General features: G+C 42.3%; 15 protein-coding genes. 7 read left to right on the forward strand and 8 right to left on the reverse strand.

Going from position 1 to position 14,458, the window contains the following annotated elements; all coding sequences use genetic code 11:
- Nucleotides 1-69: 69 nt before the first annotated feature.
- Nucleotides 70-1,554, reverse strand: a complete 1,485-nt coding sequence (gene malQ, locus BET01_RS00625; protein ID WP_120194830.1) for a 4-alpha-glucanotransferase — start codon at nt 1,552-1,554, stop codon at nt 70-72.
- Nucleotides 1,555-1,821: 267 nt separating this feature from the next.
- Here malQ and BET01_RS00630 point away from each other — a divergent pair, with 267 nt between their 5' ends.
- Nucleotides 1,822-2,568: an SIMPL domain-containing protein gene (locus BET01_RS00630; RefSeq protein ID WP_120194831.1), complete on the forward strand. Its 747-nt coding sequence runs from the start codon at nt 1,822-1,824 to the stop codon at nt 2,566-2,568.
- A 12-nt stretch (nt 2,569-2,580) separates the two neighbouring features.
- Here the strand turns inward: BET01_RS00630 and BET01_RS00635 are convergent, their stop codons facing one another.
- The 3 genes from BET01_RS00635 to BET01_RS00645 form a co-directional block, all read right to left on the reverse strand.
- On the reverse strand, nt 2,581-2,988 hold the full coding sequence (locus tag BET01_RS00635) for a YbaN family protein (protein ID WP_120194832.1): 408 nt from the start codon (nt 2,986-2,988) through the stop codon (nt 2,581-2,583).
- 321 nt (nt 2,989-3,309) lie between these two features.
- Nucleotides 3,310-4,218: a mechanosensitive ion channel family protein gene (locus tag BET01_RS00640; RefSeq protein ID WP_120194833.1), complete on the reverse strand. Its 909-nt coding sequence runs from the start codon at nt 4,216-4,218 to the stop codon at nt 3,310-3,312.
- Between the two features lie 50 nt (nt 4,219-4,268).
- Nucleotides 4,269-5,357, reverse strand: coding sequence for a DUF3810 domain-containing protein (locus tag BET01_RS00645; RefSeq protein WP_243117081.1), 1,089 nt, complete (start codon nt 5,355-5,357; stop codon nt 4,269-4,271).
- 174 nt (nt 5,358-5,531) lie between these two features.
- Here BET01_RS00645 and lepB point away from each other — a divergent pair, with 174 nt between their 5' ends.
- Nucleotides 5,532-6,098 (forward strand): signal peptidase I, encoded by a 567-nt coding sequence (gene lepB / locus BET01_RS00650; protein WP_120194834.1) that lies wholly within the window; start codon nt 5,532-5,534, stop codon nt 6,096-6,098.
- A 43-nt stretch (nt 6,099-6,141) separates the two neighbouring features.
- Here the strand turns inward: lepB and BET01_RS00655 are convergent, their stop codons facing one another.
- The 4 genes from BET01_RS00655 to BET01_RS00670 all read right to left on the reverse strand — a co-directional run bounded on the left by BET01_RS00655 (nt 6,142) and on the right by BET01_RS00670 (nt 9,897).
- Nucleotides 6,142-7,005, reverse strand: a complete 864-nt coding sequence (locus BET01_RS00655) for an NAD(P)-dependent oxidoreductase (RefSeq protein ID WP_120194835.1) — start codon at nt 7,003-7,005, stop codon at nt 6,142-6,144.
- 162 nt (nt 7,006-7,167) lie between these two features.
- On the reverse strand, nt 7,168-7,611 hold the full coding sequence (gene rpiB, locus BET01_RS00660) for a ribose 5-phosphate isomerase B (protein WP_120194836.1): 444 nt from the start codon (nt 7,609-7,611) through the stop codon (nt 7,168-7,170).
- A 103-nt stretch (nt 7,612-7,714) separates the two neighbouring features.
- The gene (gene aroC, locus BET01_RS00665) at nt 7,715-8,824 is read right to left on the reverse strand and encodes a chorismate synthase (protein WP_120194837.1); all 1,110 of its coding nucleotides are present in this window, start codon (nt 8,822-8,824) and stop codon (nt 7,715-7,717) included.
- Nucleotides 8,825-8,838: 14 nt separating this feature from the next.
- Nucleotides 8,839-9,897 carry a lactonase family protein gene (locus BET01_RS00670; protein WP_120195315.1) on the reverse strand — a complete coding sequence of 353 codons (1,059 nt, stop codon included), beginning with the start codon at nt 9,895-9,897 and terminating at the stop codon, nt 8,839-8,841.
- Nucleotides 9,898-10,119: 222 nt separating this feature from the next.
- On the opposite strand from BET01_RS00670, the gene BET01_RS00675 reads away from it, so the two are divergent.
- From BET01_RS00675 to BET01_RS00695, 5 genes are read left to right on the forward strand one after another with little or no spacing between them, the layout of a single operon-like run.
- The gene (locus BET01_RS00675) at nt 10,120-10,653 is read left to right on the forward strand and encodes a helix-turn-helix domain-containing protein (protein ID WP_120194838.1); all 534 of its coding nucleotides are present in this window, start codon (nt 10,120-10,122) and stop codon (nt 10,651-10,653) included.
- Between the two features lie 17 nt (nt 10,654-10,670).
- Nucleotides 10,671-11,747, forward strand: coding sequence for an ABC transporter ATP-binding protein (locus BET01_RS00680; protein ID WP_120194839.1), 1,077 nt, complete (start codon nt 10,671-10,673; stop codon nt 11,745-11,747).
- A complete protein-coding gene (locus BET01_RS00685) occupies nt 11,740-12,552 on the forward strand; it encodes an ABC transporter permease (RefSeq protein ID WP_120194840.1) in 813 nt (270 codons plus the stop codon). Before BET01_RS00680 ends, BET01_RS00685 begins: the two co-directional genes overlap by 8 nt.
- The gene (locus BET01_RS00690; protein ID WP_120194841.1) at nt 12,549-13,340 is read left to right on the forward strand and encodes an ABC transporter permease; all 792 of its coding nucleotides are present in this window, start codon (nt 12,549-12,551) and stop codon (nt 13,338-13,340) included. The genes BET01_RS00685 and BET01_RS00690 overlap by 4 nt, the downstream gene beginning before the upstream one ends.
- Nucleotides 13,341-13,352: 12 nt before the next feature.
- Nucleotides 13,353-14,450 carry an ABC transporter substrate-binding protein gene (locus BET01_RS00695; RefSeq protein ID WP_120194842.1) on the forward strand — a complete coding sequence of 366 codons (1,098 nt, stop codon included), beginning with the start codon at nt 13,353-13,355 and terminating at the stop codon, nt 14,448-14,450.
- Nucleotides 14,451-14,458: the final 8 nt, after the last annotated feature.

The following is a 14,458-nucleotide window of genomic DNA, read 5'->3' on the forward strand; positions in this document are numbered from 1 at the left end:
CAAATTAAAAAGAGATTCCAGGAAGTATGGAAACGGTCAATGACCTCCACTTCCTGGAATCTCTTTTTTCTAATCTCTTCCCCTGCCGTAAAGAAAGGTCAGTTCCCTGCATCTGTTTAGGACCTCTTCGGTCAACTCTCCAGGAAGCAAGCGAAACCGCCAGTTTTTCCCCAGGGTGGAAGGCTCGTTAATCCGAGCTTCGCAACCAAGGCCCAAATAATCCTGAACGGGTATGATGGCAAGGCGAGCAACACTTTGCAGCGCAACACGGATATAATTCCAGGATATCTGTTCTTCCGAGGAATCTTTGGTGTTTAAGTAATTATCAGCAAACTTACGATCCTCTTCCGATAAGCCATGGTACCAGCTTTTTAAGGTGTCGTTATCGTGAGTGCCTGTGTACACCACACTGTTTTGGGTGTGGTTATGGGGCAGATAGTCACTCTCTTCCCAGGAATTAAATGCAAACTCCAACACCTTCATACCAGGATATCCAGTTTCCTTTAATAGATCCCGAACGGAGGGCGTAAGAAAGCCCAGATCCTCTGCTATGATATTTAAATCCCCAAAGGTCTTTTTCATCTCTTGGAAGAAATCGATACCAGGACCCTTTTCCCAGGTTCCGTTTATGGCATTCTCACTCCTTGCGGGTATGGAATAATATTCGTCAAATCCCCTGAAATGATCCACACGCACCACATCGTAGAGGCGAAAACTGTATTCCATCCTCTTTTTCCACCATGCATAGCCAGTTTCCTTATGATATCCCCAACGATATAAAGGGTTTCCCCATAGCTGTCCCGTTGGGGAGAATCCATCTGGGGGACAGCCGGCCACGGCCATGGGGTTGTTTTCTTCATCAAACTGAAACAGCTCTTTATGGGACCAGGTATCTGCACTATCAAAGGCCACATAAATAGGCATATCCCCAATAATGCGGATGCCGTTGTCACTAGCATAGGACTTTAATTTTTCCCATTGCTCCGTAAATTTCATTTGAAGAAAAGCATAATAGCCGATTTCTTCCTTTAACTCCTCTTCATACCTTGAGATTGCCTCAGGGGTTTTTAGACGAATGTCCTCATCCCAGTAGATCCAGTTCTTTCCCTCAAAGTGATCTTTAAGAGCCATGTAAAAGCAGTAAAGGGCAGTTTCCTCTCCCAAAACTTCCAATGCCTCCTTTGAGGTATGACCTTGAGTCTTCCAGCGAGCGTAAGCGTTCTTTAATAAAGGATAACGATTATAATACAGCTTTTCATAATCGATATACCTTACATCACCACCAAAATCTGCTGCTTCACATTCTTCCTCTGTAAGCAACTCTTCCTTTATAAGCTCTGTTAAATCAATGAAATATGGATTCCCTGCAAATGCAGAAAAAGACTGGTAAGGGGAGTCCCCGTAGCCCGTAGGGCCAAGAGGCAGGATCTGCCAGTACTTTTGCCCTGCTCTTTTTAACTGATCCACAAACTCATATGCCTCTTTTGAAAATGCTCCGATCCCATACCTTGATGGAAGGCTTGCCACCGGTAGCAACATACCGCATTCCCGCATATATCTTCTCCTTTTGTCCCCATTTTTCCATTTAAATATCACCCTATTATATCTGTTTACACAGTAACACGGAGGGGGTAGAAATACAATGTTTTTTGGCGCCAACTGGTTAATTTCTTCCTTTTCATGTCCATTGAGATGAATTATGAACCATGTCATAATTCTGTAATCAAAACCTAGGAATTTAGACCTGGAATGTTAAGAGAAAAGAAATACACGATTTCCATTTTTCCTGTAAAATAAAGGTAAGAAAAGGAGGTAACTATTATGAGAAAAATAAATAAACCACTGGCAGCCATCGTCATAGCCGCTGCAACTATGGGTCTTACCGCATGTGCTACACAACCAACTGCAGCTCCTGCTGCCAATGTATCGACTGATAATAAGTCAAATCATACCATTCAGGTACAGAGTACTGAGAAAGTAAAGGTTGTTCCTGATATGGCGGAAGTAAGCTATTCCGTTTCTACACAGGCCGAAGATGCTATGGGAGCTCAAGATAAAAACACCGAGGATGTGAACAGAGTCATTGATTTCTTAAAAAAGGCTGGCGTAGATGAAAAATCCATTCAGACTTCAAACTACGGATTAAATCCTATTTATGATTATACCTCAGGGCAAAAGATTACCGGATATGAGATGCGCACAGGAATTACTGTTTCTGATCTTCCTATGGATAAGTTAGGTACTTTGGTGGCTTCAAGTATTGAAGCAGGCATCAATAACATTGATCACATTGCTTATAAGTCCAGCAAATACGAAGAAAGTTATCAGGAAGCATTAAAGAAGGCTGTTACTTCTTCGAAAGCAAAGGCAGATGCCATCGCAGCAGCAAGCGGTGTTTCCCTTGGAGCTATTACAAAAGTAGAAGAATTAAGTTCTTATAACAATATTCGCTATGAAGGCAATGAAGCCGCAGGATTGGGAACTCAGGCAGATGCTAAATCCATAGCTGTAGAACCAGGTCAGCTTGATGTTGAGGCTGAGGTTACTGTATCATATAGCATTCAGTAATCCCCATAACCTTTAATCAACCTGGGGCGGAACATCCGCTGTGGTTTCTACCTTTAAGGTTTTGATTCCAAAGAAAAAGAACAATATATGAAATAGCCATACAATAACCAGAATGATCTGGCCCACCGGAATTCGTTGCATGGCAAAGAATCCGATTGCCATTGCCATGGTTAAGCTTGTGGAAAGTGTGAGTTTTGTCTTTATGGTCATTGCCCTCTTCTTCACATAGCTTTCCAGGTGATTCTTATAGAGACTGGTATTTAAAAACCAGGCATTCATCTTATCGCTGCTCCTTGCAAAACAAAACATCGCCCCCATTAAAAAAGGGAATGCAGGGAGCAGTGGTACGACTGCGCCCACGGCTCCAAGACCTGTAAGGATAATTCCTGCAGCACATAAAAGCTTCTTTTTCATCTTCATACTACGTGTCCATTTCCTTTCTTACATTCCACTAATTTTCATTTATGAGACCTCATCTTTTATTTTGTGTAAGCTATCATTGTTGATAGTTACTAAATCTTTTATACTTCTTATGACAAATTCCCTTTTAATATCATATTATTATGCTTATATATATAATACATCTCTGTTTCCTTTTAGGCAGTCATTATAGAGATATGAGAAAAATAGCCTCAGTGCCTTTCTCTATCAGCCCATGATTTATCATGGACCGTATAACAAAAAAGAGTCAAAAAGTCTTTATAATTAGACTTCTTGACTCAAAATCTCAAAATGACTTATTTATAACGGCTCTTTCCCGTAAGTAGTTAAAGGATGGAAGGATAACTCGATTCCCTCTTTCTCCAAGCGAAGTTTAATCTGTTCTAGAATGTCGCCTCTCACAGTCCAATAATTTTCCCTAAGAGTCCAGCCTCTGCCACCGATAATCACCGATTGATCCGTAAGATCACTAACAAATACCTCCATGGGATCTTCCTTTATAATCCCAATGTTATCATTTATAACTTCTTCTATAATATTCTTTGCCTTTATTAAATCAGAGCCATAGCTAATCCGTACCAACACGTCAAGTCTGCGCTTGTCCATTGCAGTAACATTGGTCAATGCAGAATTAGACAGGGTTCCATTTGGAATGACTACTTGCTTATTATCCGCTGTAGTTAGCACCGTATACACAAGACCAATGGTGCGCACCGTTCCTTCTCCATCTTTCGAGATAATATAATCTCCTACCCGAAAGGGCTTCATCAAGAGAATTAAGACTCCCCCAGCAAAGTTTGCTAGGCTTCCCTGAACCGCAAGTCCAATGGCGATACTGGCGGAACCAAAGAGAGCTACAATAGAAGCTGAATTTACTCCAATCTGTACTGCAATGGTAAAGACAAGAACGCAGTATAGTAAGGCATTAAACACAGATAGAAGAAACCTTCTTACGCTGACTTCCATATCCATTTTCTTGAAAGAACGTTCCATAATGCTACGAATGATCTTAATTATTCTGGATCCAATAAAAAAAATAATAAGGGCAAATATTATCTTCAGTCCAAAAGCGATGAGATGTGGCCCCCAGCCCTTGATGGTCTCAAGAAGGACATTGGGCTTTAATTGCTCCAGATTCTCCTGAATCCCCTCCGTTAAAGCCGCCAGGGATTCATCTGCTGCTGCATCGGCAAGCATATATAATATCATTTATTTATCTCCTAATTCATTCTTTTCCGTCTGGAAATATGCTTATTCTATCATTCCCTGCGGATTATTTCAATAGATTGTGAATTATATCCACGTCCGGATCTGTTGTATGCCAGCATCAAGTCCACCATTCTCCCATAGCTTTTGACCCCGTCTGACTGGCTGTTCAGCTTTAAATATGTATCATTAAGCTGGTTGGACACCTGAGCTGTCTTTCCTTCATATTTGCCCCAAAATTCTAAGTTATACCTTAAATCCATCCAAATCCGGTCAGAAAGCATATCTGAAATCTCAGCATATGCTTGTGGATTGGCATTTGACAGGGCATTGGTGGCATAGATCCACCCCGTGAGATAGCCACTGTATTGGAACCCAATATCTTCCGAACTGATACAAGCCAGATAACCGATAAAATTAGCCTCATCCTCTCTCATAAATCCCCTCAAGTGAGATAACTCATGACAAAGAGTATGTGGTATGTTGTAATCTGGCATGGAGCGGTTATAGACCGCCTCCGCTGTAAATGGAGAATACTGCCCGCAAAGCTGCTGGATGGAAAATAGATAAGACCAAATTAGCGGCTTTGGCTGAGGATAAAATCCATTCAGCTCAGGGTATCTCTCCCCCAGCCGTTTCATTGAAACAACACTTTCTATCCTTGCCTGCTTCCGATCAAAGTTATCTAATACCCCAGCCTCTGCCATCTGGTTTAAGGATAGCGTAAGGGTTTCACAAAGTTCCACTAAGTCCTCCATGGAAGACTCCTTAATGGTCAAACCAGAATAAGACGAAAATGGTCTCCGGTAATAATTTACACCACAATTAATGGTAAATAAAAAGAAAAAAAGGGTAAGGGAAAAAATACTCCCAATCAAAATCCTCTTAGGGCTCCGAATAAAACGTATGGAATAATACAGGAAAAACAGAATGAGAAGAAACGTAAGTACCTCTAAAAGAGCAAAGGGAAGCAAACCGGTGACCCCTCCCAGGATCCCGACAAAAAAAGGATATATAGATCTGGAATACCACTCTCCAAATCCCGGAATATTTCTTGCCATGAACTGCAAAAGCATAGAAATAAAAAACATCACCGCAGATGCGATGAGAAACCGGATGTTCTCCTTCTTCTTTTCTTCCAAAGGCCCTCCTCCTTATGTACAAAATCCGATACATTAAGATTACCGCAATATTGTGGCTATTTCATGGAATGTTTGTGAATATTTTCTTACCATTTTGTGAACCCCCTTGCGTTATGTCCAAAACTCATATAAACTCAATAAGGAACCAAATAGCAGAGAAAAGAAGAGAACAATATGAAGAAAAACGAAAACATGCCAGAAGAGCAGAAACCGTTTAACTGGAAGGAAGAGATCATAAGTTGGATTAAGATCATCGTCATTGCAGCTGCCATTGCGTTTGTGCTTAATAACCTTATCATTGCTAACAGCAGAGTGCCAAGCGGATCCATGGAAAAGACAATTATGACAGGAGACCGGGTCATCGGATCCAGGCTTTCTTATTACTTTTCTGATCCACAGCGCGACGATGTGGTCATCTTCCACTTTCCTGACGACCCAACCGGCAAGACTTATTACGTCAAGCGAATCATTGGACTGCCAGGAGACACCGTTGACATACGAAACGGAAAGGTTTACTTAAATGGATCTGAGACTCCATTAGATGAGCCATACTTACCGGAGGCTATGGAACCAGAACCAGATGCAAGCTTTAAGGTTCCCGAAGATTCCTATTTCATGCTTGGAGATAACCGTAATTTCTCCGCAGATGCCAGAAGATGGGATCATAAATATGTGAAAAAGAACAAGATCATTGCAAAGGTCTTATTCCGATATTATCCGTCCATTAAAAAAATTCAATAAGAAAACGCAGACCAGAATTTGCTGGCCTGCGTTTTTTATGTTTTTACCACTGGTAATATTTGATTAAAGCCTGAGTTCCCTCATCTCCTTGCCCATTTTCCTCCATGTTCTCATACATAGAGCGAACATAGGTTAGGACTCCAAGACTGATCCCGGCCCGATTGGCCTCTTCTTCTGCGATCTTCATATCCTTAATAAAATGCTTGATAAAAAATCCAGGTTCAAAATCTTCGGAAAGAATCTTCGGAGCCTGAAGATTTAACTGAGCGCTACCGGCGGCTCCAGTAGCTATAGATTCCACCATATTCCTATCATCAAGCCCATTGGCTCTGGCGTAGTTTATGGCCTCACAAACACCAGCGATAGAGCCTGCGATGGCGATCTGGTTGCACATCTTTGTATGCTGGCCGTTTCCTGGCCCTCCCGTATAGCGAATGGCCTTTCCCATGGCCTCAAAGACTGGAAGGCAACGATCAAAATCTTCCTTATCGCCTCCGGCTAATATGGTAAGCGTTCCTTCCCTAGCACCTGAATCCCCTCCAGTGACTGGGGCATCCATGGCTTTTAAGCCCTTTTTACCTGCCTCTTCATAAATTCGCTTTGCAAGCTCTGGACTAGTGGTGGTCATATCAATGAGACAGGTTCCAGGATCAGCCCCTAAAAAGATCCCCTTTTCACCAAAATAAACCTCTTCCACATCAGATGGGTACCCTACAATGGTAATAACAAAGTCTTTCCCTGAGGCACAGGAGGCCGCATCCGAATACCAGAGGGCACCTTCGTTTATGATGTCCTCTACTTTTTCTCTGGTTCTAGTATAGATGCCTACCTCAAAGCCCGCCTTCATTAAGTTTCTCACCATGGACTTTCCCATGATACCAACACCGATAAATCCAATTTTTATCATCCTGGATTCTCCTCTCCTCATCTGTTGTTTTCTTCTTTGATTGTAGCATTCTGGGAATGTGTTGTATAGACAGAAATCACTTGTCTTTTATATGTGACAGAAAAAGGGGCTGTCGCACTAAGTAATTAGTGCGCAGCCCCTTTCTGGTATCCTAATAAGGTTTTACTGCTTGTTTTCAATCTCCATTACCATATCGACACGTCTTTGATGTCTTCCACCCTCGTACTGAGCATCCAACCACTCTTCCGTGATCATCTTTGCCATCTCATCACCAATAACTCTTGCGCCGAAGCAAAGAACATTGGAGTTGTTGTGCATTCTAGAAAGCTTTGCTGTATATGGCTCGCTGCAGACGCAGGCACGAATTCCCTTTACCTTATTGCAGGCAAGAGAGATTCCCACTCCAGTTCCGCAGATAGCAATTCCAAGATCCGCTTTTCCATCGGCAACTGCACGTCCTACCATCTCACCATAAGCAGGATAATCACAACTTTCTGTGGAATTGGTTCCAAAATCAATGACTTCGTATCCTTTGCTTTCCACAAATTTCTTAATGGCTTCTTTCATTTCTATGGCCGTGTGGTCATTTCCCATTGCGATTTTCATAATTGATCTCCCGTTTCTAGTCCTCTATAAATATTATATGCGGCATTTACCATACCATAAATAAAGGATTTTATCAACCTGTGACTTCTTGCCAGTGTCTTCCTTATTTTTCCTTTTCATAGAAAGAAACAATCCGGTCCATCTTTGATGACATGTTAATCAAAAGCAGGTCCGCGGTTGTAAGAGCTGCCATGGCTTCCACCACAACTACGGCTCTTGGAACAATAATAGGATCATGGCGGCCCTTAATTTCAATCTCCGTTTCTTCTCCCTGTCTTGTTACGGTCTTCTGGGGTAAGGCAATGGAGGGAGTAGGCTTAAAAGCAGCACGGAAAACCACCTGAGAACCATCACTGATTCCTCCAAGGATTCCACCTGCATGGTTAGTCGCCTTTTCCACTTTGCCATCCTTACCAGGTAAGAAACGGTCGTTATTTTCAGAGCCAGTGGAACGGGAAGCGGCAAAGCCGTCTCCAATCTCAAATCCTTTCACTGCACCCATGGACATGATCGCCTTAGCAAGGGCTGCGTCGTACTTTTCAAATACCGGATCGCCGATGCCAGCAGGTACACCATCAATGATGCATTCCACCACTCCACCTACGGAATCGGTCTTTGCCATCATCTCTTCTAAATATGCTTCTGCTTTTAGGGCCGTCTCCTGATCTGGCATATAGAGACGGTTGTTGTCCCTTTCTTCTATATTGAAACGTTCCGGATCAACCGTATATGGGCCTACTGACTTTGCATATGCTGTCACCGTGATTCCAAGCTTTTTTAGAAATACCGCTGCAATGGCACCGGCTGCTACCCTGGCAGTGGTCTCTCTTCCTGAGGATCGTCCGCCACCCCGGTAATCACGGAATCCGTATTTGGAATCAAAGGTAAAGTCCGCATGACCTGGTCGGTATACGTCCTCGATATTGCCATAATCCTTTGATTGCTGATCGGTATTCCATACCACCATGGAAATAGGAGCCCCAGTCGTCTTTCCTTCAAAAACACCGGAAAGAATCTCTGCTTCATCTGATTCCTGGCGTTTTGTGGTGAACTTACTTTGTCCTGGCTTTCTTCTATTCAAATAAGCCTGAATGTCACTTTCAGAAAGAGGAAGTCCTGCTGGACATCCGTCTACTACTACGCCCACACCCTTTCCATGGGATTCTCCCCAGGTAGTCACTTTCCATATTGTCCCCAGTGTTGATCCTGCCATGAATGTCTCTCCTTTTACTTGCTGACCTTAACAATCATACAACTGTTTGGCTCATTAACTCTCAATTCCTTGCCGTTCATAATAAGAAGGCCCTTTTCGTAATCCACCGTAAAGAATGTAATGCTTCCAGTTTCATGGTTGATAGAAGCGATGTGCTTGTCATCTGGGAAAACACAAATATCTTTTGGATAGCTTCCGCTCACTGGCAGGCAGCAGGAAAAGGTAAGAAGGCCTGTCTTCTTATCACGGTCATAAACTGCTACGGTATTATCACCAGCATTGCCGCAGAACAAATGAGTTTCATCATTTGAAAGGCGCATGGAACAAGCTGCGGTAAGCTGAGTCAGAGGAACCTTTCCGGTTGTCTCTATGGTCTGGATTTTCTCAATCTTAGGAAGACGATCCCCTGTTTCATAGGTAAATACATCAATTACATTCTTTAATTCATAAAGAAGATAAAAGAACTTTCCGTCTTCACTAAAGCGGAAACATTTCGGAGCAGATTCCAGATCGCAACGGATGGCATCCATTAAAACCATCTCCTCATCCTTTTCATCGAATCGGTATATCTTTACCTGATCGATTCCAAGATCAGCCACCATAATGAACTTCCCGTCAGGAGTTCTTCTAGTACAGCTTATGTGAGGACGGAAGTTTCTCTCTGCCACACTGCCAAAACCTTTGTGAAACACTGCTGTAACGATCTCTCCCACAGAGCCGTCTTCATTGAGCCTGAGCACAGTGCATTTCCCATCGTGATATCCGGAAACGAATATATACTTATCCTCTGCATCTGTTGAGAGATGACAACCGCGCATTCCTTTGATGTTAGCAGAATTTAGCCTGGTGATCGATCCGTTCTCATGAATGCGGAATGATACAACACCCTCATCTGCAATGGAATAAAGTGTCTTTCCGTTATTTGATGCAATCAGATAAGAAGAATTGTCCACCTTCACCTCGCATCTGGGAACAAAACGGCCCTTTTCCACATCTACATCATACACCGTAATCCCCTTTGCCTGTCCATTGTAGGAATAGGAGCCTACATACGCCATGTATTTGCCTTTCATCATAATATCTCCTCCTGTTCTAATCCTTTATAAACTAAAAATATCATATCATAAGATTCCCCATTTGTTAAGGAAAAACTTCCTTAAAAAGTATTGACATCACAGGAAAAATAAGTATAATGAATCTTGCTGCCTGTTTATTATTACTAAACTTTTAGGTTATATTTATCATCAGTTAGTATAAGTAAACTTTTAGCTTAACATAATAAGAAGGAGGAGCACATGGATATCGGTACAAAACTAAAAGAACTGCGTGTGTTAAAGGGACTGACTCAAGAAGAGCTGGCTGACCGCGCAGAGCTGTCAAAGGGGTTCATATCTCAGCTTGAAAGGGATTTAACTTCTCCATCCATTGCGACTCTTATGGATATATTGCAATGTCTTGGTACCTCCATCGGGGAGTTTTTTTACGAAAGCCCGGAGGAACAAATAGTCTTTGGCAAAGGGGATTATTTTGAAAAATACGACGGTGAACTGAAAAATGAAGTCCGCTGGATTATTCCCAATGCCCAGAAAAACATGATGGAACCCATTCTTCTTACGCTGGAAGCCGAAGGTCAGACTTATCCGGACAATCCTCATGAAGGGGAAGAATTTGGTTACGTGATGCAGGGCAGTGTATCCATTCATATAGGAAATAAGACATATAAAGCCAAAAAAGGGGAATCCTTTTACTTTATATCAGATAAAAAACATTATTTAAGCAGCAAAGCTGGAGCAACCCTCATTTGGGTTAGTTCACCGCCAAGCTTTTAACAGGAGGATAAAAGGTCATGGGTCAGCCATTAATTGATTTACGAAATATTACAAAAAGTTTTGACGGTACCATGGTACTGGACGATTTGAATCTTTCCGTAAAGGAAAACACGTTTGTTACCTTATTAGGACCCAGCGGCTGCGGCAAAACTACAACCCTGAGAATCATCGGTGGTTTTGAACGTCCAGGAAAAGGACAAGTGATCTTTGACGGTCAGGATATCACAAATCTTCCCCCAAACAAAAGACAGTTAAATACAGTGTTTCAAAAATATGCGTTATTCAATCATATGTCCATAGCGGAAAACATTGCATTTGGCCTTAAAATTAAAAACAAACCTAAACCATACATTCAAGATAAAATCAAGTACGCCTTAAAGCTTGTAAATTTAGATGGATTTGAAAATCGTAGTGTAAGCTCCTTAAGCGGCGGTCAGCAGCAAAGAATCGCCATTGCAAGAGCCATCGTAAACGAACCTAGAGTATTGCTTCTTGATGAACCTTTAGGAGCACTTGATCTAAAACTAAGACAGGACATGCAGTATGAGCTGATCCGTTTGAAAAATGAGCTTGGCATCACCTTCATTTATGTAACTCACGACCAAGAAGAAGCTCTTACCATGTCAGATACCATCGTTGTCATGAACCAGGGCTATATTCAGCAGATGGGTTCCCCAGAAAATATCTACAACGAACCGGAGAATGCGTTCGTAGCTGACTTTATCGGTGAAAGTAACATCGTTCCCGGCATCATGCTTCGGGATGAGCTGGTGGATATCTTTGGTGCAAAATTTGCCTGTGTGGACAAGGGCTTTGGAATAAACAAGCCGGTTGACGTAGTTATCCGACCAGAGGACATTGACCTGGTTTCACCAGACCAAGGAAGCATTGCTGGCGTTGTAACCCATCTGATCTTTAAGGGCGTTCATTATGAAATGGAAGTAATGACTCCAGATGGCTTTGAATGGCTGGTACACAGCACAGATATGTTCCCTGTCGGTCAAAATGTGGGCATTCATGTGGACCCTTTTGACATCCAGATCATGAATAAGCCTGCTTCGGAAGACGAGGAGGCAGTGGGAATCAATGAATAAAAAATTATTATCGGGCCCCTACCTCATGTGGATGATTGGCTTTATTATCATTCCTCTGGCCCTTATCGTACTTTATGGAGTTACCGATCGCTCTGGATCCTTTACCCTGGCGAACATCATTTCCATTACCACAGAGGAGCACGCAAAGGCCTTATGGCTCTCTCTCTTATTGTCATTTGTCAGTACGGCCCTATGCTTAATTCTGGCGTATCCTCTTGCCATGATCCTTCGCTCTCGGGGAATTGGACAGGGAAGTTTTATTGTTTTCATTTTTATCCTTCCCATGTGGATGAACTTTCTTTTGCGTACTCTAGCATGGCAGACTCTTCTTGAAAGAAACGGAGTCATAAACGGAGTCTTATCCACACTTAGGCTACCGTCTTTAAACCTTATCAACACTCCTGGAGCCATTATCCTTGGTATGGTGTATAACTTCCTGCCTTTTATGGTTCTTCCTATTTATAATGTACTAATGAAAATTGACGACAATGTGGTCAATGCAGCCAGAGACTTAGGCGCCAATTCCTTTCAGGTGCTGATTCGTATCCTTCTTCCCTTAAGCATACCAGGAGTTGTAAGCGGAATTACTATGGTCTTTGTTCCAGCCCTCACCACCTTTGTTATCTCAAACCTGTTAGGAGGCAGTAAGATACTCTTAATCGGCAATGTAATTGAACAGGAATTTACAAAGGGGAGCAACTGGAATCTAGGCTCCGGCCTTTCCTTAGTCCTCATGGTTTTCATTCTAATCAGCATGGCGCTCATTGCCAAATATGATAAGAACGGGGAGGGAACAGCATTTTGACGAACAGAAAAATTGGTTTTATCAAACGGATCATACAAGATTTTTATCTGGTGATCATTCTGGTGTTTCTTTATGCACCCATTGCTACTATGGGGGTTTTGTCCTTTAACAGTTCCAAATCCCGTACCCAGTGGGGTGGGTTTACCATGAACTGGTATACGGATCTCTTCTCTAGCAGCACCATCATGACAGCCCTTTATAATACCCTCTTGATCGCATTTTTATCTTCTCTAATCGCGGTCATAATCGGTACAGCGGCTGCCGTGGCTATCAACAGCATGGACCGTGTTCCTCGCTCCATCCTTATGGGAATTACCAACATTCCTATGTTAAATGCAGATATTGTTACTGGAATCTCTTTGATGCTTGCCTTTATCGCCTTTGGGATCTCCCTTGGTTTCCAGACCATTTTGATCGCACATATTACCTTTAACATCCCGTATGTCATCTTAAGCGTCATGCCAAAGTTAAAGCAGACAGATAAAAGTACCTATGAAGCCGCCATGGATTTAGGCGCAACGTCGGTTTCCGCATTTTTTAATGTGGTATTTCCGGATATCCTTCCAGGAGTACTTTCCGGTTTTCTTCTGGCATTTACCATGTCACTTGATGATTTCATCATCACTCATTTTACAAGAGGGGCCGGTATCAATACCTTATCCACTCTGATCTACAGTGAGGTACGCCGAGGCATTAAGCCTTCCATGTACGCACTGTCGACCATCATCTTTATAGCGGTGCTGGTGTTGCTACTCATCACCAATTTTGCACCCAAGAGAAAAAAATAGGAGAATATGCTCATGAAAAAAAGTTTTGTAAAGCTTCTGGCTTTTGGTGCTCTTTCCCTCCTTTCCATCACACTGCTTAGCGGCTGCGGAAAAAAGGAAGCAAAGGCAGGCAGTGCCGGCGAAGTTTATGTATACAACTGGGGAGAATACATTGACGAATCTGTCATCAAACAGTTTGAAGAAGAGACTGGAATTAAGGTGGTCTATGATTTATTTGAGACCAACGAAGAGATGTATCCAGTCATTCAAGCCGGTGCCGTAAAATACGATGTAGTTTGTCCCTCCGATTATATGATCCAAAAGATGAGAGAAAACAACCTTCTAGCAGAGATCAATCTGGACAACGTACCAAACTTAAAAGAAGTTGATCCTAAGTATATGGAAATGTCCAAAAGCTTTGACCCGGAGAATAAATACTCGGTTCCTTACAGCTGGGGAACGGTTGGTATCCTTTATAATACCAAGATGGTAGACCCAAAGGATGTTCCTACAAAGTGGTCTGATCTTTGGAATGAGAAATTTAAAGATAACATTTTAATGCAAGATAGCGTCCGGGATTCCTTTATGGTCGCTTTAAAATCACTTGGCTACTCCTTGAACACAACCAACGAAGCCGAAATCAAGGAAGCCAAAGAACTTTTGATTAAACAGAAACCTCTGGTTCAGGCTTATGTCATTGATCAGGTAAGAGATAAGATGATTGGCGGAGAAGCTGCCATCGGCGTTATCTACTCTGGTGAAATGCTTTATATTCAGAACGAAGTAAAGAACTTAAACCTGGACTACTCCCTGGAATATGTAATTCCAGAAGAAGGAACCAACCTGTGGCTTGATTCCTGGGTCATTCCTGCTAACGCTCCGAATAAGGAGAATGCTGAGAAATGGATTAACTTCTTATGCCGTCCTGATATCGCAAAGAAGAACTTCGAGTATATTACTTACCCAACTCCAAACAAAGGTGCCTTTGATCTTCTTGATCCAGAGCTGAAAAACAACAAAACCCTGTTCCCAGATTCAGATGTGTTAAAGAACAGTGAAGTTTACAAATATCTTGGGGATGAAGTTGATTCCCTTTATAATGAGGCTTGGAAGGAAATTAAATCGAATTAGAAACCATA

Origin of the sequence: Lacrimispora algidixylanolytica (assembly GCF_003609635.1) — a bacterium.
GTDB lineage: Bacteria > Bacillota > Clostridia > Lachnospirales > Lachnospiraceae > Lacrimispora > Lacrimispora algidixylanolytica.

What these genes read in the sequence shown, in the direction of transcription:
- lepB (WP_120194834.1), top strand. Translation starts at nt 5,532, where the DNA reads ATGAAGAAAAACGAAAACATGCCAGAAGAGCAGAAACCGTTTAACTGG.
- BET01_RS00680 (WP_120194839.1), top strand. Translation starts at nt 10,671, where the DNA reads ATGGGTCAGCCATTAATTGATTTACGAAATATTACAAAAAGTTTTGAC.
- BET01_RS00630 (WP_120194831.1), top strand. Translation starts at nt 1,822, where the DNA reads ATGAGAAAAATAAATAAACCACTGGCAGCCATCGTCATAGCCGCTGCA.
- BET01_RS00655 (WP_120194835.1), bottom strand. Translation starts at nt 7,005, where the DNA reads ATGATAAAAATTGGATTTATCGGTGTTGGTATCATGGGAAAGTCCATG.
- malQ (WP_120194830.1), bottom strand. Translation starts at nt 1,554, where the DNA reads ATGCGGGAATGCGGTATGTTGCTACCGGTGGCAAGCCTTCCATCAAGG.
- BET01_RS00635 (WP_120194832.1), bottom strand. Translation starts at nt 2,988, where the DNA reads ATGAAGATGAAAAAGAAGCTTTTATGTGCTGCAGGAATTATCCTTACA.
- BET01_RS00640 (WP_120194833.1), bottom strand. Translation starts at nt 4,218, where the DNA reads ATGATATTATATATGCTTGCCGATGCAGCAGCAGATGAATCCCTGGCG.
- BET01_RS00670 (WP_120195315.1), bottom strand. Translation starts at nt 9,897, where the DNA reads ATGAAAGGCAAATACATGGCGTATGTAGGCTCCTATTCCTACAATGGA.
- aroC (WP_120194837.1), bottom strand. Translation starts at nt 8,824, where the DNA reads ATGGCAGGATCAACACTGGGGACAATATGGAAAGTGACTACCTGGGGA.
- BET01_RS00685 (WP_120194840.1), top strand. Translation starts at nt 11,740, where the DNA reads ATGAATAAAAAATTATTATCGGGCCCCTACCTCATGTGGATGATTGGC.
- BET01_RS00675 (WP_120194838.1), top strand. Translation starts at nt 10,120, where the DNA reads ATGGATATCGGTACAAAACTAAAAGAACTGCGTGTGTTAAAGGGACTG.
- BET01_RS00695 (WP_120194842.1), top strand. Translation starts at nt 13,353, where the DNA reads ATGAAAAAAAGTTTTGTAAAGCTTCTGGCTTTTGGTGCTCTTTCCCTC.
- rpiB (WP_120194836.1), bottom strand. Translation starts at nt 7,611, where the DNA reads ATGAAAATCGCAATGGGAAATGACCACACGGCCATAGAAATGAAAGAA.